This window comes from Pedococcus sp. P2_A3 (assembly GCF_056405035.1).
Genome location: NZ_JBFUCW010000015.1, coordinates 36,890 through 56,261, shown reverse-complemented (window position 1 = coordinate 56,261; position 19,372 = coordinate 36,890). Strand labels below are relative to the sequence as shown.

Genomic DNA, 19,372 nt, shown 5'->3' with positions numbered 1-19,372 from the left:
GTCGTGCCTGACGACCTCATGGGCGCCGGCTTGCCGTTCGTGGGATTGCAGCCCGGGCGGCGTCGGCTCGCCGGCTTGCCGGGGGGGTGCGAGATGCTGAACGACGGCGCCGTAGGTTCCGAGTCATCGCTGTGATGAGCTCGTCGGCTTCCTCGCGGAAGATCTGGTTCTCGACTTCGATTCGCGCCCACCACATGAGGTCGGAGCGGAGCCCGAGGTACAGGAGGAAGAGGCTGGCGGCGAGGAGAAACGCGCAGGCGATGACGATGATCATGAAGGCCAGGACGGATGGGCTCAGCACCCCGACGATCGCGGCGCCGAGGAGTAGCAAGAAAACCAGGGCCACCTGAGCGACCACACCGCGCCGAAAGTGCACGGCCCAGCTGACGACGTCTCGGGGGGATGGTGCCAATGAGCCGCCGCCGAAGTGAATGGCCCGAAACCCCAAGCGGGGCCGAATCAAGACCGCCGACCGTGGGATCGGGACTGACTCCAGGGCATGTGCTCCTCGGCGGTCGCTTCCGCCCTTGCGCCGGTGATCGAGCTCGTTGAGTCGTCCCCGCAGTTCTGGAATCAGCTGAAAGGAATGGTCGTGCGCCGCCTCGCGGACGTGCAGAAGCAGGGCTTCGTACGAGCGGACCAAGTCCCACGGTTCGCGAGCTGGGGCGCCGATCACCGCAGCGAGGGCCACGACCACCAAGACCACGCCGCCCATGAGCCACAGCACCCCCGCCCACCAAGACCTTCCACGGTCAAGGTCCGCAAGAAGCACGGTTGTCCCTACGTTGCACACCACCGACCCGGCGAAGGCGATTACAGATGGCACGAGAATGTGACGCAGTTGCTGCCGGCGCTGGTACACCTGCCGCGCCGAGGCCCAACGACGGGGCGAGCCCGTCACTGATCGGTGCACCAATGCGTTCCCCGAGAGTTCAAGCGCACCGAGCCCGAAAATACTGACAACACCCAAGAGCGTCATTGCGACCAGCGCGATGAACGCGGTCTCTGCGCCAGACATCTGCTTTCCCTGAAGTGCGGCGTGCGGTCAGGCCGGCTGGCCGTAGATGTTGACTGCCTCGGGCATGAGACGGTTGGTCACTGGGACCACAAGCGTGCCGGATGACACCGTCACCTCGACGTCGTTGGTGGGCTCGAAACGGGGCGTGCCCTCCGGAGTCAGTTGCGGGGTTTCGCGGATGAGTACGACCGTGCCTACCTTGATCTTGTCGGAGACGGCTCGCCCAGCGGATGTGGTCACGACGGGCTGTCCGATGGGCATCCCGGTGGCCTTGTCGATGAACGTGAACTCGATGCCTCCACGTTCGCGGCGGATCGGGTTGCCGTTCGGGTCGATGAGGGCCTTCTTCGCGACAATCCGTGACTTGCGCTTCCCGTCGGCGTTGGTCGGAGGGTCGAAGTACCCTGCGCCAGGGAACCTGTCGTCTTGGGGAGGCACGACGAACAGGGAACTGTTGAGGAACGTGACCAGGGCGATCAGGGCGTCGACTCCGGATCCGATCTGGGGGAAGTCGGGGTTGAACATCCAGTCGTTGAGCACGGTGTCGAGCTGGGCGGGGGAGGCTTGGTACGACAAGAACTGAAGACCGTTGACTACGGCTCCGCCCTCGGTGTCGGTGAAGGGAACTCCACGTCGTAGCAGGAGACTGCGGTCGTGCAGGTCGCCGCGCGGTCCCGCCTTGCGGACATGGCTCGTCACAGGCGGGATTCCTGCGTCGGTGAACGGCCCTTCAGTGTGCGGGTCCGTTCCGACCGGTAGATCGGTGCGGGAGCCGTCTGCGTCACGCCGGCCGATGATCTGCTCGCGACGGGCGCCGTCCATGCCCGCCCAAGCTGTAACGTCCTGCTGCATCTTGATATAGGCGCCGTAGGTGCCCCCGACGAGCCAATCCGGCTCGTCGGGCTGGCGTCGGCACTGACGAAAACAGTCGAGCCGCGCTTCGACCTCGGCACCCCGCGAAGCCCGTCCCGCTGGCCGAACACCTCACGGTCGCCTCGGGTTCGCGCGCCGCGCTCGTGGTGTACCCAGTCCTGAGGGGTGGTCCGCAGGCCGTTGAGCAGTTGCGGGACGAGGTTTTCCTCGGTGATGGTGGCGTGGAGGACGAGGTCCACGTCGAGGTCTGGGGCGTGCAGGTCCCAGGACTCCCGAAACGCGACCGGCATGTTCGCGTCGAGTTCGGGGAAGCGGGCGAAGAGGCGGCGACCCAGCCCGACGATGATGGATGCGGTGCGTTCCGCGGCGGGACGGCGCTGCTCAAGGTTGGCGGTGAGCTCCTTCACCGTGGTGAGTCGCGCAACCACGTCGTCCTTGGACAGTCCGTCGGGGAAGCGCACGAAGACAATCGCGAGCTCGGCGTCGGGGTGCTTCGCCACCGCGTCTGGGATGACGTTCGGAGCTTGCTTGGCGACCATGATGACCCCTTCGTGTCGGCCTCGCCCGTGCGGCGGGTGTGTCCACGATCGCCTAGGCTCATACGCTCTGTCAAGGCGATCCATCAAATACAGCGTTTGGGGCCCTGACAACGCGCATCGTCCGCGAGTCGAGGATGAGCGATGCGGTCCTTACCCCACCCCAAGAGCACGAAAGCCGGAACGGGCCTATGGGCTTCATCGTTCTAGCGGCAGCCGTTCCAGCGTCTAACGGCGCGCCAGCCACGGACGCAAGGGGCGGTGGAGCTTGAATCGACTCAACCCACCATGCCCACCGTGCCCTGCCCTCACCCGGATCGCCCGGCTGGCTGGGAAGCGCTCAACTAGAGCTGAGGAGTCCCAGATTCACCAAGCGGAAGTGCATCGCTGAGCCGCTAACGCCGAAGTGCGGCGCCAACGTGTCGGCAATGGAGTCGGGGTCCGCGGGCGTGGGTAGGTCAGCCACAGCGTGTATGACGAAGTCTTTGGGCATAAGCAAGGCTGCCGCGAACGCGTTGGCCTCGATCTCTTCGCGGTTCGTCGCCGAGGCGGATGTGGGATCGCGGAAGTTAACCCGTACCGACGAGTCGACGATCAGAGGACGCCCGCGATGCATTAGCAGGTGTCCGAGTTCGTGCGCAACGGTGAAGTTCTGGCGCGACCTGGGGTGGAGCCGGTTGACCCCAATCGCCAGATGATGATCGTCGCGTACCAGCATCCCGGAGATCTCGTTCGCCATCGAGGTGCGCACGACGTCTGCCCCTAGATTTTGCGCAATCATGAAAACATCGACGGGGAAGCCGTGAATCGCTTGTTCTTGTCTCAGGACGTTGGCGGCAGCTTCAGCACGGGTATTCATGATTTACTGCGCCTGCCACGCGCAACTTTCAAGACGTTGTTCAACGCGCTCTGGCTCGCGGAATTAAGTTTGAAGCTGTCGACTTCAATGGACCTTGGAATCAGTTCCTCCAGGGTGCATGACAACGCTCGCGCAACAAGACTGAGCCGATAAACTTGAGGGGTCTGTGTACCCCGTTCGATATTTGCAATAGATGCGCGCGAAAGTGACGCCATGCTGGCCAATTGCTCCTGCGTCAATCGATTGGCTAGTCGGTGTTGTCGTACCGCCGCCCCCAGGTGGCGAGCGAACTCCTGTTCCTCAGGCGTCCGACGGGCCTCATGAGATCGCGCGGCGTCAGCCTCCCTGTCACGCATGTGCTCAATTTACTCACACTTTTCTGTGAGGTTGGGACGTTCGCTGGGCAGTCTGGAGTCAGGCCGCCCTCGTGAAGCAGGCGCGAACTACACGTCGTGCTGAGCCAAGTGGCTACAGCGAGTCAGGGCAGAGCCGGTTAAGGGACCTTACGACTCGCCACGCAGGGACCCGTCAGAGTTGCCTGGGTAGGCCGTTCGGTTGATCTTGTGAACACAGTACTGGCGGCTGCGCATACTTGCCTTGGCTTGTAAACGGTTGATGCGCCGATCGCGTCTCGCTGGTCGGGCAGGCCCGTGTGCAATGCAGGGGCAGGAGCAGCATTAAGGGCGCGCTGCGGGGCCGTCGAGGGGGATCGAGGGCTCCGTAGCGCCCCCTTGGCCACACCCCCCATGCCGCAGTCCCGCCTAAGCAAACGGTCGCCCATTCGTGGAGCAGTCCCAAGTCCTGCGGACTCAACCCAGCGACGCTGTTGTGAAGTTGGGATCCAAACGGCCCGAACTCACACTCGTAGCCTGTCCTTCTCCGCCGGTCGGGCTGCCTGCACTGCCGCTGAGTCACCGTGCCGCCCGGCTGATCCCCCTCACTGCGGTCGTTGCCCGCCTCGCAGTGGGAACATTGATCCGCTCCGCTACCGCGGAGTCTGAATCCGGACACCTAACGAGCGACGGCTCACCATCAGGCCGATCGTGAAGAAGAGCAATGGAACTAGTCCCATCAATACGGCAAGAGTTGTCGTTCCGCCAACGATGAGTGGAAGGTTCTTGAGCACCAAAACCAGGCTCGCAGTCAGCGCGAGACATGCGAGTACCGCCACAACGACTGTCTTAGTGGCACCGCCGCGGCGCGCGAAAAACACAGCCACCGAAATAGAGGTAAGGAGCCACAAGGCGGAGAGGCCAGCGATACCGAGGCCGCCCATCGGACCGAAGATCTGCAGCAGCGGGTCGAGGCGCAGAAGAGCAAACACCGCCATGATCGCGATCGAAAGCGCGGTGACCACGACGGAACTAGTAGACGGCGCGCCGAAGCGAGCGTGGGGACGGCCTAGGGCCGTTGGTAGCACCCCGTTCTGAGCGAGAACGTACTGGTAGCGGGTAGCGATGTTGTGGAAGGACAGCGCGCAAGCAAACAGACTAACCGCGAGAAGCACCTGGGTCAGGTCGCGGCCGACCATGCCGAGGTATTCCTGGGCGGTGTTGACGATGAAGTTGTCCGGGTCGGCGGTCGCCACCGCCACCGCACCGCTGCCCCCGTTTCCCTCGATGACAGCCCAACTGGAGAACGCGTAAAAGGTCGCGATGATCCCGACGGCCCAATAGGTAGCGCGGCGGATGGTGCGCTCCGGATCCTTGGCCTCGTCTCGGAACACTGCGGTTGCCTCGACGCCCACGAACCCGAGAAGTGAGAAAAGAATAGCGACTCCGAGCCCGCCTCCAATGCCCGCGGACGTGAACGAGTCGCCTGTTAGACCGTCTGACCCACCACGGGCCACGATGACGAGGTCCAGCACCACGACGATCGCGATCTCGGCTAGGAGGAAGACCCCGAGGACCCTGGCGCTCAACTCGATGTGGCGGTAACCGAGGAAGCCAATGATGGCGATCATCGACACCGTCATGATCCACCATTCCAGCCTGACGCCGGTGAAGTCGTGGATGAGATTTGCAACGATGGCGCCGATGTACCCATAGACCGCCATCAAGGTCGCGACGTATGCGGCCAGTGCACCGAATGCGGCACCCATCCCGGCCGACCGTCCAAGGCCGCGCTCGATGTACGCATAGAACGCGCCAGCCTTCAAGACGTGCGGCGTCATCGCGACGAAACCTGCCGCAAACAACGCGAAGACCACGCCGGCGATAAGGAACCCGACGGGTGCACCAACCCCCTTGCCGAGAGCGATCATCAGCGGGGTGTTACCGCCGAGAGTTGTCAGGGGCGCCGCTGCGGCGACGACCATAAGCACGATCGCAGTTGTGCCGAGGTTACCGCTTAGGGTGACATGGTCGCGTGCTGGGCTGTCGCTCTGGTCCCGGATGATCTCGGACATGCGCTCCTCCTCCATCGCGCCCTCGATGTTCAAAGGCGCACAATTGTTCGCACAGCCTGAGCCCCGCAGGCTGTCGCGTGCCGCGACACTGCGTCCGATATCCCTGCGATTGCCGACACGATGCCCCACGCATCTAGAGAGCACCCACCCGCCGCCCTCCTCCTGGCTTCCTGTCGACCTTCTCGTGCCGTCGGCTATCGAAGGCACAATCAACGGCTCGATGCTTTCGAGGGTCCTGCTTCGATCATCGCCGAAGGCGAGAATCTCACCACGCAGGAAACTGATGAAGCCCATGTCGCGCACGGAACACCTGACATCCTGGCGAACGGTGGGGAGGGGCTGGTGTCGTATTTTGCATGGGGCAGGCCCACCAGGCGTACTGGTGGAGCGCTGACGATGTCGCGCATCGCCGTGAGGGCGCAGCTGCAGGTTTGATGGACGGTGCGGGATCGTGGCGCACTCCTTCGCTCCCCTACCTACCGTAGCCACCATAATCGCAGTAGAGCGCGTCGCTCACGCGCACCTACCTCCCGGGACCGAGTCGCTCATCGTCAACGCTCTTCTCCCGACGAAGTGCTATGGAGAGTTCCAGTCGTTCTGCGTCCGCAGGCAAGTCGGACGGTTCCTGCCGAGGCACCAGCCAGCGCAACGCAGAACGCTTCGATGTGAAGGTCGTGTCGGTGCGACCCAGCGTGCGTCACCCAGGCGCGCAAAGACACCGACGTAACGGCGCAACAGCAGGGTTCATCTCGAACGGGTCGAACACTGGGAGCACGCCCGGCTGCTCCCGACACGGCAACAGCGGCCTGGCGACGAAACTCGTCGAAGCAGCGGAAGATTGCGACCCGATCGTCTGGACCTTCCCGTCGAGTCGCTATTTCCGAGGGCGGCCCGTCGCAATGTCGAGTCCAGTCCCGGCTTCGGACGGATTGTCCATACGTTCCCGGGTCAACATCATTGAGAGTGGTCGCTCGGACGGACGTCGATTCGATGACTCGAGGAGGGCAATCGTGAGCGTGACCAGTCAGGACCATGTGAACGTTGAGACTGCTGCCGAGCGCACGTACCGCTTGGACCGTCAGCATGTGTTCCACTCCTGGTCCGCCCAAGATCTGCTCACCCCCATGGTAGTCACGGATGCCAAGGGCTCGTTCATCTGGGACGGTGAAGGCAACCGATACCTGGACCTTTCGAGTCAACTAGTGAACACGAACATCGGACACCAGCATCCCACCGTGGTCGCCGCGATCCAGAAGCAAGCTTCACGCCTCTGCACGATTGCCCCTCAGCACGCAAATGACATGCGCAGCGAAGCCGCTCGTCTAATTGCGGAACTTGCCCCGGGCGACCTAAACCGCGTGTTTTTCACCAATGGAGGCGCCGACGCTAACGAACACGCGGTCCGCATGGCTCGATTGTTCACTGGACGTCACAAGGTGATGACGACCTACCGGTCCTACCACGGTGGCACCGCCACGGCGGTCAACATGACTGGGGATCCTCGCAGGTGGGCCAACGACCTGGGCGTGACTGGAACGCTGCACTTCTGGGGTCCGTTCCTCTACCGCAGCGCGTTTCACGCGACGAGTGAGCAGGAGGAGTGCGCGCGGGCTCTCGAGCACCTAGAACAGAGCATCGTGTTCGAAGGTCCTGCCACCATCGCAGCAGTTGTGCTTGAGGGCATTCCGGGAACTGCTGGAGTCATGGTGCCCCCCGAGGGCTACATGGCCGGTGTGCGCGACATCTGTGACCGTCACGGAATCGTCATGATTGTGGACGAGGTTATGACAGGTTTCGGGCGCACGGGAGCATGGTTTGCCACCGACCGTACTGGTATTGCACCGGACTTACTCACGTTCGCAAAGGGTGTCAACTCTGGTTACGTTCCCATTGGGGGCGTAGTAATCAGCGACAAGATCGCTGATCACTTCGGTCGGCGCGTGTACCCCGGTGGTCTCACGTACTCGGGCCACCCGCTCGCCGCAGCTTCCGCTGTCGCAACCATAGATGTCATGCAGCGTGAACGCCTCGTTGAGAATGCTGCCCGGCTCGGCGTCGACGTCATCGGCCCCAAGCTTCGCGCACTCACCGAGCGTCATCCGAGTCTGGGTGAGGTGCGGGGACTTGGTGTTATGTGGGCCTTGGAACTGGTGCGCGACCCGCACACACGTGAGCCGATGGCTCCATACGGAGGCACTAGCGCCGCGATGACGGAAGCGACGGCTTACATGAAGTCGCAGGGGGTGCTGCCACTAGCAAACTTCAACCGAATTCACGTTCTACCGCCGTGCAACATCGCGGACGAGGACCTCCTTGCAGGGCTCGACGTGCTAGATGCCGCGCTCGACTTGGCGGATAAGCACGTCGTCGCTTGAGACAGGTCGACGTTGTCCGAACTCCAGGTCGGCCTCACTACTGAGTTCGGTACCACGTTCAGGCACGAGGCGACGGAACCCAGCACCTGACGCGATTGGTGAAGAGAAATGAACGAAAGTCTCGTTATCCGAGAGCCGATTGATAGCGAGCGCGCATCAGCATTTGCTGGCGTCATCGGGTCGGACGACGTCGACGTCACGCCGGGTAGCGCCCTGCCACCGATGTGGCAGGTCGCGTTCTTCCTGCCCCGTCCGGTCCAGGGTGAACTCGGTCTCGACGGCCATCCCAAGGATGGGTTTCCGACCCCCCCCGCCGAAGGCCTACGCCGTATGTTCGCAGGAGGACGTCTCATCCTTTCTCCGGGCCTCGTGATTGGTTGTGACGCGACCGCGTCTACCGCTGTGTCTAGTACTCGTCGCGTCGACGGGCGCTTCGGCCCCATGACATTCGTGACGACCACCACGGAAGTTGTGTCCGGAGGCCGTACGGTGCTCTCCGAGGAGCGAGACGTCGTGTATTTGCGGGCGGACAGTGCTGAAGCGTCCAAGCCGAAGTCAAGCTCGGCTACTGAGGTGCAGGGCAGGTCGGAAATCGGAGCATCCGCTAAGTGTGACGTGGAGCGCGAGGTCACGATCACGCCCACTCTCCTGTTCCGGTTCTCGGCACTGACCTACAACGCGCACCGTATTCACTACGACCGAGACTACGCACGAGCCGAAGAGGGCTACCCCGGCCTGGTAGTACACGGCCCGCTGCAAGCGGTCCTGATGGCGGAGGAGGGCCGGCGACTTGTGAATCGCAACTCGCGGCTGACGATGAGCTACAAGCTAACCGCGCCACTGTTCGAGGATGAGGGACTCATCGTCAAGGGGCGCCGGGACGGGCACAGCGCCAGCCTGCGCATTGAGAACGCAGCAGGACGATGCACGGCGATCGGGAAGATTGCGCTTGACGAGTCGGACACGGTATGAGCGCCAAACAAGCAGCCGGATCAACCCTTGATCCGCGGCGGCTGCCGTCAAGGGAGAGGGTGCAATGAGGACGGGACCGCTTGCCAATCTTCGCGTCATTGAAATTTCGGCATTCGTTGCCGCCCCGCTCGCAGGAATGACCCTGGCGCAGCTTGGGGCCGATGTCATTCGCGTGGACCCCCTCGGGGGCGCAGCAGACCGCAACCGTTGGCCGCTAACCAAGGACGGAGCAAGTCTTTACTGGGCCGGACTCAACAAGTCAAAAAGGTCCTTGGAAGTGGACTTTCGCTCAGACGCTGGCCGGGAAGTTGTGCACGATCTTGTTGCGTCCTGTCCGCCGGGCACGGGTGTGGTTCTCACCAACGCGGTAGGTCGTGACTGGCTGTCATACAACGTGCTCCGCACGCACTGCCCTGACCTTATACATGTACAGATTGAAGGCCGACGCGATGGCAGCCCGGCCGTTGATTACACCGTTAACGCCGAGGTGGGTTTCCCCATGGTGACAGGACCGGCTGGACACGCCGACCCTGTCAACCACGTCCTTCCGGCTTGGGACATCGCGTGCGGTTTGTACGCTGCGTTGGGTGTGGCGGCGGCGGCACGAAGCCGGGAAGCAAATGGGCAAGGTGATCGGATCCGCGTTGCGCTCGCAGATGTTGCCATGTCCATGGCGGGCAGTCTGGGTTTCCTCGCCGAAGCACAGATCAACAACGTCGATCGACAACGAATTGGAAATTACCTTTACGGAGGATTCGCTCGCGACTTCACCTGTTCTGACGGGGGCAGGGTGATGGTCGTGGCACTTACCGCAAGACATTGGCATGACCTCGTCCGTGTCACTGACCTCGAGGCGCCCATCACGGCTCTTCAAGTTGCGCTCGGCACAAACTTCACCGTCGAAGACGATCGCTTCGAGTACCGCGAGGCCCTTGCGGGCCTATTTCAGCGCTGGTTTTCTCAGCGCACGAGGGCTGAAGTTGGTCGGGCACTCGACACGACGGCTCTAGTGTGGGCGCCTTACCGCAGCTTCGGGGAAGCGTTAAACGCCGTGCGGGCTGCTCCGCATTTTGACCCACTGATGAACGTGATCGATCAGCCCGGGATCGGTCCGCATTTGGCTCCCGGATCACCCCTGACGTTCTCCGAAACGAATGGTCCAGCCGAACCTGCTCCGTTGCTCGGAGCGGATACACGGGCCGTCCTGAATGAACTTGGTCTTTCCCAAGATCGAGTGGAGCAACTCATCCGAGCAGGCGTTGTGAAAGATCACCCAAACGAAGGCCGAACGCCCAACATCGCCTAATCACGCACATGCTTTCCCCTGCTTCGTCCCAAACCCTTCGAATCGGAGAATCACTACCGTGTCGACCCGCCTCTGCCAGACCGATGGCCTCTCCGAGGACCAGTCCGAGATCCTGAAGGCCGTGCGGCAGTTCGTGGACGAGCAGATCATCCCGGTGGCCCAAGAGCTCGAGCACGCGGACCAGTATCCGACCGAGATCATGGAAGGCCTCAAGGAGCTAGGCGTGTTCGGGCTGACGATCCCCGAGGAGCTCGGCGGCCTCGGCCAGAGCCTGTTGACGTACGCGCTGGTAGTCGAGGAGATCGCGCGCGGGTGGATGAGCGTGTCGGGGGTGATCAACACGCACTTCATCGTGGCCTACATGCTCCTGCAGCACGGCACCCAGGAGCAGAAGGAGAGGTACCTCCCGCGGATGGCCACAGGCGAGGTGCGTGGTGCGTTCTCGATCTCCGAGCCCGGCGTCGGCTCCGACGTCTCTGCCGTCAGCACTAAGGCGACCGTATCGAAGCGGAATGACGATGGGACTGCGCTCGAGTACTCCATCACGGGGCAGAAGATGTGGCTGACCAACGGCGCCACCTCCAACCTAGTCGCGGTTCTGACCAAGACCGACGAGGGCGCCGAGTCGATATACAAAAACATGACGACGTTCCTGGTCGAGAAGGAGCCCGGTTTTGGTCAGGCCGCCCAGGGCATCACCGTGCCGGGCAAGATCGACAAGATGGGCTATAAGGGCGTCGAGACCACCGAGCTCATCCTAGAGGGCCACCAGATCGCCGCCGCCCAGATCCTCGGCGAGGAGTCCGGCAAGGGCTTCTTCCATATGATGGACGGCGTCGAGGTCGGCCGGGTCAACGTCGCAGCCCGGGCATGCGGGCTGGCCTGGCGCGGCTTGGAGCTGGCCATCGCGTACGCGCAGCAGCGCAAGACCTTCGGCAAGGCGATCGCCGAGCACCAGGTCGTGCTATTCCGCCTAGCCGAGATGGCCACCAAGGTCGAGGTCGCCCACACGATGATGGTCAAGGCCGCGCGGTTGAAGGACACCGGCAAGCGGATGGACGTCGAGGCCGGCATGGCCAAAATGGTCGCCTCCGAGTACGCCAACGAGGTCGTCGAGGACTCATTCCGGATCCACGGCGGCTACGGCTACTCCAAGGAGTATGAGATCGAGCGCCTCATGCGCGAGGTGAAGTTTATGCTCATCGGCGAGGGGACCTCCGACATCCAGAAGATGATCATCGGCCGCTCGCTGCTCAAGGGCTACCGAGCGTGAGCGCCGGAGCGGCTTCGGAGCGTGTGGGTGGGGCTCGCACCGCCCTGTTTGTGCCTGGCGACCGCCCGGAGCGGTTCGAGAAGGCCATCGGCGCGGGCGCTGACGCGGTCATCGTTGACCTCGAGGACGCGGTGCCTGGAACCAGGAAGGAGTTTGCACGGGCGCAGGCACTAGATCTGCTTGCTCGACCTGGCAAAACGCCTGTCTGGGTCAGGATGAACGCCCTGGATAGCCGCGATGGGCGCGAAGACCTAGCCGCTCTGGCTACGTGTTCCTATCCAGTGATCGCGATGATTCCAAAGGCATCCGACCCGCGGGGCCTCGGCCGCTTGGTAGCTCAATTGCCGCCGGGTAGCTGCATCGTTCCCCTCATCGAGTCAGCATCTGGTGTTGGCAATTGCAATGCCATTGCCGGCGTGCAGGGTGTTGCACGACTCGCATTCGGCCATCTCGACTTCTGTGCTGAACTCGGACTGACACCTACGTCCAGCGAACTGCTTTGGCCGGCGCGGTTCGCCCTAATCGTGGCTTCTGCCGCAGCCGGCCTTCCAGCGCCGATCGATGGCGTCTCGACTCAGATACACGATCACGCGAGCGTCGAAGCGGAAGCTCGACAGTCCGTTGCAGCAGGCTTCGGTGCGAAGCTTTGCATCCATCCCGCTCAGATCGCGGCAGTTCACGAAGGTCTTGCCCCCTCGCCTGAAGAAGTGTCATGGGCCCTGGGCGTCGTGGCGGCATTGGATGGATTGTCTGTCGCCTACCTAGCTGGCGAGATGGTCGACCGGCCCGTTCTGTCTCGAGCGGAGGGGATCTTGTCGCGACGCCTCTCACAAGGCCGTGCATCGAAGGACGAGTGAATCGCTCTATTGGTGCTTACCCTGGATGACCGCGCGGGCGAGTACCGCCAAGTGCAAGGACGTGCGAGTGCGTGGGTCATCGAGATCCGCATCAAGGACACGCTCGATACGGTTGAGTCTTTCGTAGAGCACAGGTCGCGAGAGGAGCAGCTCCTTGGCAGCCGCTGCCTTCCCCCCGGCCGTGTCGAGATACGTACAGAGAAGTTCAAGAAGACCGGTGTCGCGCCCACGATCGTGCTCAATCAACGGGCCCAGCTCGCGCTGGACGAAGGCGGCAAGCCGCGGATCGTCGCGCAGTAGGCATACCAGGCCTCGTACATGCGCTTCGTCGAGGCCAACCCAAGCCCGGTCGTCATTGGGATCGCTTGCTTCCAAAGCATTCTCGGCGTCAGTGAGAGTCATATAGCACGTGTCGAGTGCCTCTACGATGTCGCCGCGACCGATCGATACGCCGGCAGACTTGCGTACTTCTCGAGCAAGGGCTACCAACACACGATGGACGTCGGCGGCCCGGTCGAGGCTCAGCAGTGCCGTTGCGTGATCAGTTTCGGTGCCGACGATGACCGGCACGTCCAGGGCGCGCGCGGCACGCGAGATGATCGAGGCCAACCCCCCGATGGGCCGAAGCGTATCGCGGTCAGAAGCGGCGCGGCTTCGAACCGCGAGAGCGAGGAAGCGTCGGCTCGCGACAGGGAAGCCGAGTGCTTCACATCGGGTCGACGTCTCGGGTGAGATTTCGCCGGAGCGCAGCTCTCCAAGCAGCACATTGTGCGAATTGCGCTCCACGCCGTCGCGCGTCTGGCTGTGCAGCTGATGCAACGTTAAGGCTGCAGCGGCTCGTTCGACCAGCACGTAGTCGCGTCGCCTCGGGGGCACCATAGTCATGAGAACCAGCCGGCCCCAGTCGTCCCCGCGCGAGCCGACCAGCGTCATCAGCCATCCAGACTTTCGATCGTAGGAAGTCCGGCCCGTCAGCGGAACAGCTCGGGACCGTTTACTCCAGTCAGCCAGTAGTTCCGTGACGCTCAGTCCTTCACCGTCAGAGGCGAGCGCTTGGTGCCGCAACGACTCAAGTACGGCTGGCGCGCGGGCGAACCGAACCACCGCGGCCAAGATCGTCTCTGGATCCGCACGCTCGACATCGAGTCGGGTAAAAGTCTCGTGGATTTGTTCAACAACTCGCAGGTCTTCAACTTCGGCGTCGAGGATGCGGGCCCCCACCTCCCTCACGACATCCGCGAACCGCACCTCGCGATGCAGAACAATCAGAACGAGTTCCTCCTTCGTGCAAGCGGCCGGAAGGGCCAACGGCACTGCGTCCCACTTGCGACCTAGTTCGACTACCAGGCCCGCTACGCCGGCCTCGGAGAGCGATTTTGCGTAGGCGCGCAGGCCACCGTCGTCGTCGGGCAAAACCGTGCCTGCCGTCAATACAAGCTCATCACCGCGTAGGAGAGGGGCTATATCCGCGACTTCAGCGGGGTGCAGCCATCGGACAGTGCGGTCGAGATGTTCCGGGCATGCAAGCACCTCCGCATCGCCGTCTCGCAGCGTCGGCATGGCAAGGACCTGTCTCACTGTTGGGAGCACGGCACCTCCAAACGCGGGTGGCCTTGTCGACCTGGTAACGACCTTGACTGCTGAACCCGGGGGGCGCCCACGGGATGCCGTGAACCTCCGGTGAAGCAGCATAGCCGGTAATGTCCGGACCGATCAGCGTCTTCGGCGCCAGGCCGATAACATCTTGCGCTTCTACCCGATCGTTGGTGTGGAAGGACGGGTAGCGTTTCCCATTGGTTGGCCCATACGAGGCGCACTCAAAGAAGCAGTGAAGGGGCAATCCCATGTCGAGCACTCAGGACCGCAAATGGGCGTCAACCGAGATACGGCTGCCGGGCGAGTCAGCAGCCCCTAGGAATCCGTTCGAGGAGACTCTCAGCTTCCTTGTCGCTCGTATCCGCGCGGGCGAGCTACAGACAGGGGCTCGTCTACCGCCCGAGCGTGACTTGAGCGAAGAATTGTCTATTAGCCGCTCGACGCTTCGTTCTGTCATCCGGGCACTCCAGCAAGCTGGATACGTGCACACCCGACGTGGTCGAAGCGGTGGAAGCTTCGTGGTCTGGACGCAAGCGGACGCGACTGTGGAAGAGGCGTGGAGCGTCGACATGAAACACCGCCTCCTCGACATGCTGCGGTTCAGGTCGGTTCTTGAGCCCGGCGGCGCAGCCCTGGCGGCAAGGAGGAAGCTCACGCCCGAGGAGCGAGGAAGGCTGGACCAACTCTTAACAGCCGCGACTACCGAAGGCCCGGAGTTCCGGAACCGCGATGCAGAGTTGCATGGATATATTGCGCAACTCAGTGGATGCAGAGCGCTTGAGGAGGGCGTGGCGAACATCCAGCTGATGCTGAACCAGTCCTTACTGCGCGTCGTCCCAGTAATGGGGCCCGCGGTGGCGCACTCCCATCAGCAACACGCTGGCATCGTGGACGCGATTCTTCAGTCGGACGCTGAGCGTGCGCGTCGCGTCATGGAGGATCATGTGGGTGCGACCGCAGAACTCATGCGAGGGTTCCTGCGCTAGTTGTCCACGAGCTGGACTTTCGCCTTGATCCCGGAGCTCAAAGTTTGGTCATTCCATTGTCGCGGCAGGCTCTAACCGGCTACATTTAGGTATGTCCATTATGGGATCCGACCCCACCACGCCCCGGAATCCGGCCTGACGTGCTCACGCTCGGTGAGATAGGCAATGCGGGCACGCGCTGGCCTGCCAGTCGTCAGACGAGACGAACCGCAGCGGTCCGGCGAGGCCAGATTTACACACGCTACGGGCCAACTTCGTCCGGCGGAGAGGGGCTCCTGTGAACGCGCCCATGGACGTCGATGAGCTGCGACGCTGCATCTCGGAGGACGCAATCGACACCGTAGTGCTGGCGATGCCTGACATGAATGGTCGGCTGCAAGGCAAGCGACTTGACGCGCAGCACTTCCTGGAGGACATCTCCCATGGCGGGTTGCACGCATGTTCATACCTGCTAACTCGCGACGTCGAGATGGAGTTCGGCGACGGCTACCACATCTCGGGCTGGAGCAATGGACTAAACGACTTTGTGCTGGCTCCGGATCTCGCGACATTGCGTTCCATGCCTTGGGCAGCCGGCACTGTTCTCGTACTCGCGGACACCGTCTGGGACGATGGCAGTCCGGTCGTCCAGTCGCCCAGACACATCTTGCGACAGCAGCTCAACCGGCTGGCCCAGCATGGTTGGACTGCCCTCGTCGCCACGGAGTTGGAGTTCCTGCTTTTCGAGAACACCTACCGTGACGCGTTTGAACGCAACTATCACAACCTGCGTCCTGCCACGTACTTCGACGTCGACTACTCGATCGCTGGCACCAACGACGCCGAACCCCTCCTACGCGAGATCCGGCGCGCTATGCGCAAAGCCGGCATGCCCGTCGAAGGGGTGACCGGTGAGTGCAACTTTGGACAGTTCGAGTTAGGTTTCAAGTACGCCGAGGCACTGTCTACATGTGATAATCACGTCATCTACAAGGAGGGCGTGAAAGCCATAGCGAGCCAGCATGGCCAAGCAGCGACCTTCATGGCGAAGTACAACCAGGGCGCGGGGAACTCTTGCCATGTGCACCTCTCGTTGGTAGACGAGTCGGGGCGTCCAGTCTTTGCTGGACCGGGAGCCAAAGGCTTTTCCAAGACCTTCGAGCACTTCCTTGCTGGGCAGCTGGCCACGGCCCGCGATTTCAGCCTGATGGTTGCGCCCAACGTGAACAGCTATAAGCGCTTTCAAGCCGGTTCGATGGCGCCAACGACGCTGCAATGGGGACGTGACAACCGGACGTGCGCCATCCGTGTCCTCGGTTCTGGCAGCTCCTTGCGATTGGAGAACCGGACGCCGGGTGGGGACGTCAACCCGTATCTCGGCGTTGCTGCGATCATCGCCGGCGGACTCTACGGGGTCGAGAATGAGCTCCCCTTGGAGCCCGAAGTGGTCGGCAATGCCTACACGAACGACGCCGCACGGATGCCGACCTCATTCTCGGAGGCCCTGGGATTGTGGCAGCGCAGCGCGGTCGCCGAGAAAACCTTTGGTAGCGCGGTCGTGCACCACTACGCCACTGCTGCGCTCCAAGAACTGGCGTCTTACGAGACGACCGTGACTGACTGGGAACTGCGTCGGGGCTTCGAGCGCATGTAAGTCGCTCAGGTGTTCTTTCCACGCAGATGCGTGCGCGATGGTGAGGTGGCTGTCGTTCCTTCCAAGGGAGGCAGAGGGCGGGCCGTCGATCCGGCTCGCGCCGGCCTACATGCAAGTCACCTCGCGGCACCACTGCCGTGCGCCACGTTTCGCCGTTCTGCCGGGACCCGTCAACCACTTAATCAGAGGATCATGCTGCGCGGCGAGAGACCTCTCCACCATCGAGAAGATGATCATTGTCCGCTCCCTGCTGATGGACTAGTTAGTGGCGAAGCCTCGGACTCTCGCGTCCTGCGCGGGACCATTGTCAGCGGGTCACACCATGCAGGATGACTTGGGCGAGCTCCCTGAACGCGTCGGCGTCGCTGAGGTGGCAGACGGTGGCGATGTTGCCATGGTGGACGCGCACGATGGTCGCGGCCACGACCTCGCCGACGAAGGCGGCATTGACGGTTCGGAACGAGCCGTCGGCAACGCCGCGCTCGATGAGGTCTCTGACCCGGCGGGCGGCGATGCGGGTGTTGACCTCATAGACCCGGCGGGCCGGTCTGAAGGCGTAAAGGTCGGCCATGAACTGCGCGGATGCGGGACGCAGCTCGTCGGCGATCGCGTCAAGATACGTACCCACCTTCCCTGTCGAGGTCGTGGCGGCCGCGGTGGCGGCTTCGATCTGTTCCGTGGCCTGCTCGAAGAACAGCTGGATGGCGCCGGCGACGAGCTGCTCCTTGCTGTCGGCAAGCGTGTAGATGGTTGCCTTCGAACAGCCCAACCGGCGCGCCAGGTCATCCAGCGTGAGGTGGCCGAAGCCCTCGGCGAGGAAGACCTCCAAAATCTGGTCGCGGATCTGGGACTGCCGGCGGCTCAAGGTCCCCGTGTCGTTGTCTCCGGAATGAATCTGAGTCACTCTTCTTGCCCTCCAAACTGTACTGTCGTACAGTTGAAAGTACAGCAAATTGGAGTTCTGGAGGGCAATGATGTCGACCCCGCAAGACCGTGTGGAGCAGCTCCTGGCCCAGGTGGGGGCCGAGGGCGCTCGCCCCGCCGACCTGGTGTGCGACCGTCACCCCGGGGAGGCCGTTGCGTTCACCGTCATTGAGGACGACCTGTCCAGTCGGGACCTGACGTACGGGCAGCTGAAGGCTCGCTCGGAGCAGGCCGCAGCAGCCTTGGCGCGGCTCGGCGTGGAACCAGGCGACCGGGTCGCGACCCTGATGGGAAAGAGCGAGGAGCTTATCGTCACCATGCTGGGCATCTGGCGCCTGGGCGCGGTGCACGTGCCCTTGTTCACCGCGTTCGCGCCGCCGGCTATCGTCGCCCGGCTGCTGCCGAGCAAGACCAAGGTCGTGATCTGCGACGCCGGGCAGCGGGCCAAGCTAAACCCGAGCGCGGACATCCCGGCTGACGCGTCGTGGACCATCGTCGTCGCCGGCAACCATCACGCGGGCAAGGGCCGGGACCTACTGCTGGAGGAGCTTCTGGACGCCGAGACCCCCGGTTTTCCGGCTGCGGCGCGCGGGCTGGACGAGCCACTGGTGCACTTGTTCACCTCCGGAACCACGGGAACCCCGAAAGCGGTGCCGGTTCCGGTCAAGGCCCTAGCCGCGTTTGGGATCTACATGGAGTACGGCCTGGACGTGCGCGAGGGCGACGTGTTCTGGAACGCCGCGGACCCCGGCTGGGCGTACGGCCTCTACTACGGGGTGCTCGGCCCGATGGTCATCGGGCGGCGCAACCTGCTGCTGCACGCGGCTTTCGACGTGGCGTTGACCTGGAAGGTGCTGGAGACGTTCAAGGTCACCAACCTCGCCGCGGCACCGACCGTGTACCGGGCAATGCGCTCGGGAGAGAGCCACGCCCCCGCCGAGGGGGCCCTGTCCCTTCGGGTCTGTTCCAGCGCCGGGGAACCGCTGAACCCCGAGGTCGTCGCCTGGGCGCAGCAGCGACTGGGGGTGCCCGTGCGCGACCACTACGGGCAGACGGAGCTGGGCATGGCCATCGTCAACGGCTGGCACCGTGACATCGTCGAAGACCTCAAACCGGGGTCGATGGGCCGGGCCATGCCCGGCTTCTCCGTGGCCGTCCTGGAGCAGGGCAATGTCACCCCCGCCCCTGTTGGGGTCCAGGGCCGAGTCGCCATTGACGTGCCGAAAAGCCCCCTTATGTGGTTCACCGGCTACGCCAACGACCCGGCGCGCACTGGCGAACGGTTTAGCCGGGACCGGCGCTGGTACTTCAGCGGCGACGTGGCCAGCCTCGACGAAGAGGGCTCATTCTTCTTCTCATCTCGTGACGACGATGTGATCATCATGGCCGGGTACCGGATCGGGCCGTTCGAGGTGGAGTCCGTGCTGGTGTCCCACCCCGACGTGGCGGAGGCCGCCGTCATTGGGGTGCCCGACGAACTTCGCGGTGAGGTGCTGGAGGCATACGTCGTCCTGCGCGACGGCGTGGGTGGTGGTCCGGATCTCGTTGCAGCGCTCAAATATCACGTCAAGGCCCGGTATGCCGCACACGCCTACCCACGCACCATCCACCTCGTCGACGCCCTCCCCAAGACGCCCAGCGGCAAGGTTCAACGCTTCCTCCTGCGGGCGCAGCGTCGCACCGAGCTTTCCGAACTTGCCGAGCACGCGGGCCACTCCACACCTGTCTAGGTGAGCCCTCTGCGGCGGTACGCAGAA

General features: G+C 63.1%; 15 protein-coding genes. 8 read left to right on the top strand and 7 right to left on the bottom strand.

Annotated elements, in window-relative coordinates; translation table 11 throughout:
- Window positions 1-16: 16 nt before the first annotated feature.
- From AC1DX8_RS12985 to AC1DX8_RS12965, 5 genes are all read right to left on the bottom strand, one after another.
- Window positions 17-1,018: a hypothetical protein gene (locus tag AC1DX8_RS12985; protein WP_477630340.1), complete on the bottom strand. Its 1,002-nt coding sequence runs from the start codon at window positions 1,016-1,018 to the stop codon at window positions 17-19.
- Between the two features lie 27 nt (window positions 1,019-1,045).
- Window positions 1,046-1,870, bottom strand: a complete 825-nt coding sequence (locus tag AC1DX8_RS12980; protein ID WP_477630339.1) for a hypothetical protein — start codon at window positions 1,868-1,870, stop codon at window positions 1,046-1,048.
- Between the two features lie 897 nt (window positions 1,871-2,767).
- Complete coding sequence (locus tag AC1DX8_RS12975) at window positions 2,768-3,286, bottom strand: ImmA/IrrE family metallo-endopeptidase (protein WP_477630338.1); 519 nt, start codon at window positions 3,284-3,286, stop codon at window positions 2,768-2,770.
- A complete protein-coding gene (locus AC1DX8_RS12970; RefSeq protein ID WP_477630337.1) occupies window positions 3,283-3,642 on the bottom strand; it encodes a helix-turn-helix transcriptional regulator in 360 nt (119 codons plus the stop codon). Before AC1DX8_RS12970 ends, AC1DX8_RS12975 begins: the two co-directional genes overlap by 4 nt.
- A 629-nt stretch (window positions 3,643-4,271) precedes the next feature.
- Window positions 4,272-5,987 (bottom strand): APC family permease, encoded by a 1,716-nt coding sequence (locus tag AC1DX8_RS12965; RefSeq protein ID WP_477630414.1) that lies wholly within the window; start codon window positions 5,985-5,987, stop codon window positions 4,272-4,274.
- Between the two features lie 716 nt (window positions 5,988-6,703).
- Between AC1DX8_RS12965 and AC1DX8_RS12960 the strand changes: the two genes are divergently transcribed.
- From AC1DX8_RS12960 to AC1DX8_RS12940, 5 genes are all read left to right on the top strand, one after another.
- A complete protein-coding gene (locus tag AC1DX8_RS12960) occupies window positions 6,704-8,068 on the top strand; it encodes an aminotransferase class III-fold pyridoxal phosphate-dependent enzyme (protein ID WP_477630336.1) in 1,365 nt (454 codons plus the stop codon).
- 108 nt (window positions 8,069-8,176) lie between these two features.
- The gene (locus tag AC1DX8_RS12955) at window positions 8,177-9,040 is read left to right on the top strand and encodes an HTD2 family dehydratase (RefSeq protein WP_477630335.1); all 864 of its coding nucleotides are present in this window, start codon (window positions 8,177-8,179) and stop codon (window positions 9,038-9,040) included.
- 64 nt (window positions 9,041-9,104) lie between these two features.
- Window positions 9,105-10,346 carry a CoA transferase gene (locus AC1DX8_RS12950; protein ID WP_477630334.1) on the top strand — a complete coding sequence of 414 codons (1,242 nt, stop codon included), beginning with the start codon at window positions 9,105-9,107 and terminating at the stop codon, window positions 10,344-10,346.
- A 58-nt stretch (window positions 10,347-10,404) separates the two neighbouring features.
- A complete protein-coding gene (locus AC1DX8_RS12945; RefSeq protein ID WP_477630333.1) occupies window positions 10,405-11,619 on the top strand; it encodes an acyl-CoA dehydrogenase family protein in 1,215 nt (404 codons plus the stop codon).
- Window positions 11,616-12,476 carry an HpcH/HpaI aldolase/citrate lyase family protein gene (locus tag AC1DX8_RS12940; protein ID WP_477630332.1) on the top strand — a complete coding sequence of 287 codons (861 nt, stop codon included), beginning with the start codon at window positions 11,616-11,618 and terminating at the stop codon, window positions 12,474-12,476. Before AC1DX8_RS12945 ends, AC1DX8_RS12940 begins: the two co-directional genes overlap by 4 nt.
- A gap of 6 nt (window positions 12,477-12,482) precedes the next feature.
- On the opposite strand, the gene AC1DX8_RS12935 is transcribed toward AC1DX8_RS12940, so the two are convergent.
- The gene (locus tag AC1DX8_RS12935) at window positions 12,483-14,036 is read right to left on the bottom strand and encodes a PucR family transcriptional regulator (protein WP_477630331.1); all 1,554 of its coding nucleotides are present in this window, start codon (window positions 14,034-14,036) and stop codon (window positions 12,483-12,485) included.
- Between the two features lie 284 nt (window positions 14,037-14,320).
- Here AC1DX8_RS12935 and AC1DX8_RS12930 point away from each other — a divergent pair, with 284 nt between their 5' ends.
- Window positions 14,321-15,058, top strand: a complete 738-nt coding sequence (locus AC1DX8_RS12930) for a FadR/GntR family transcriptional regulator (RefSeq protein ID WP_477630330.1) — start codon at window positions 14,321-14,323, stop codon at window positions 15,056-15,058.
- A 277-nt stretch (window positions 15,059-15,335) separates the two neighbouring features.
- Complete coding sequence (locus AC1DX8_RS12925) at window positions 15,336-16,691, top strand: glutamine synthetase family protein (RefSeq protein WP_477630329.1); 1,356 nt, start codon at window positions 15,336-15,338, stop codon at window positions 16,689-16,691.
- A gap of 307 nt (window positions 16,692-16,998) precedes the next feature.
- Here the strand turns inward: AC1DX8_RS12925 and AC1DX8_RS12920 are convergent, their stop codons facing one another.
- Window positions 16,999-17,556, bottom strand: coding sequence for a TetR/AcrR family transcriptional regulator (locus AC1DX8_RS12920; protein ID WP_477630328.1), 558 nt, complete (start codon window positions 17,554-17,556; stop codon window positions 16,999-17,001).
- A 106-nt stretch (window positions 17,557-17,662) separates the two neighbouring features.
- Here AC1DX8_RS12920 and AC1DX8_RS12915 point away from each other — a divergent pair, with 106 nt between their 5' ends.
- Window positions 17,663-19,345: an AMP-binding protein gene (locus AC1DX8_RS12915; protein WP_477630327.1), complete on the top strand. Its 1,683-nt coding sequence runs from the start codon at window positions 17,663-17,665 to the stop codon at window positions 19,343-19,345.
- Window positions 19,346-19,372: the final 27 nt, after the last annotated feature.

Bases quoted from the DNA above. Each gene is read 5' to 3' on its own strand.
- AC1DX8_RS12985 (WP_477630340.1), bottom strand. From the start codon at position 1,018: ATGTCTGGCGCAGAGACCGCGTTCATCGCGCTGGTCGCAATGACGCTC.
- AC1DX8_RS12975 (WP_477630338.1), bottom strand. From the start codon at position 3,286: ATGAATACCCGTGCTGAAGCTGCCGCCAACGTCCTGAGACAAGAACAA.
- AC1DX8_RS12955 (WP_477630335.1), top strand. From the start codon at position 8,177: ATGAACGAAAGTCTCGTTATCCGAGAGCCGATTGATAGCGAGCGCGCA.
- AC1DX8_RS12970 (WP_477630337.1), bottom strand. From the start codon at position 3,642: ATGCGTGACAGGGAGGCTGACGCCGCGCGATCTCATGAGGCCCGTCGG.
- AC1DX8_RS12950 (WP_477630334.1), top strand. From the start codon at position 9,105: ATGAGGACGGGACCGCTTGCCAATCTTCGCGTCATTGAAATTTCGGCA.
- AC1DX8_RS12930 (WP_477630330.1), top strand. From the start codon at position 14,321: ATGTCGAGCACTCAGGACCGCAAATGGGCGTCAACCGAGATACGGCTG.
- AC1DX8_RS12935 (WP_477630331.1), bottom strand. From the start codon at position 14,036: ATGCCGACGCTGCGAGACGGCGATGCGGAGGTGCTTGCATGCCCGGAA.
- AC1DX8_RS12915 (WP_477630327.1), top strand. From the start codon at position 17,663: ATGATGTCGACCCCGCAAGACCGTGTGGAGCAGCTCCTGGCCCAGGTG.
- AC1DX8_RS12980 (WP_477630339.1), bottom strand. From the start codon at position 1,870: ATGCAGCAGGACGTTACAGCTTGGGCGGGCATGGACGGCGCCCGTCGC.
- AC1DX8_RS12965 (WP_477630414.1), bottom strand. From the start codon at position 5,987: ATGGGCTTCATCAGTTTCCTGCGTGGTGAGATTCTCGCCTTCGGCGAT.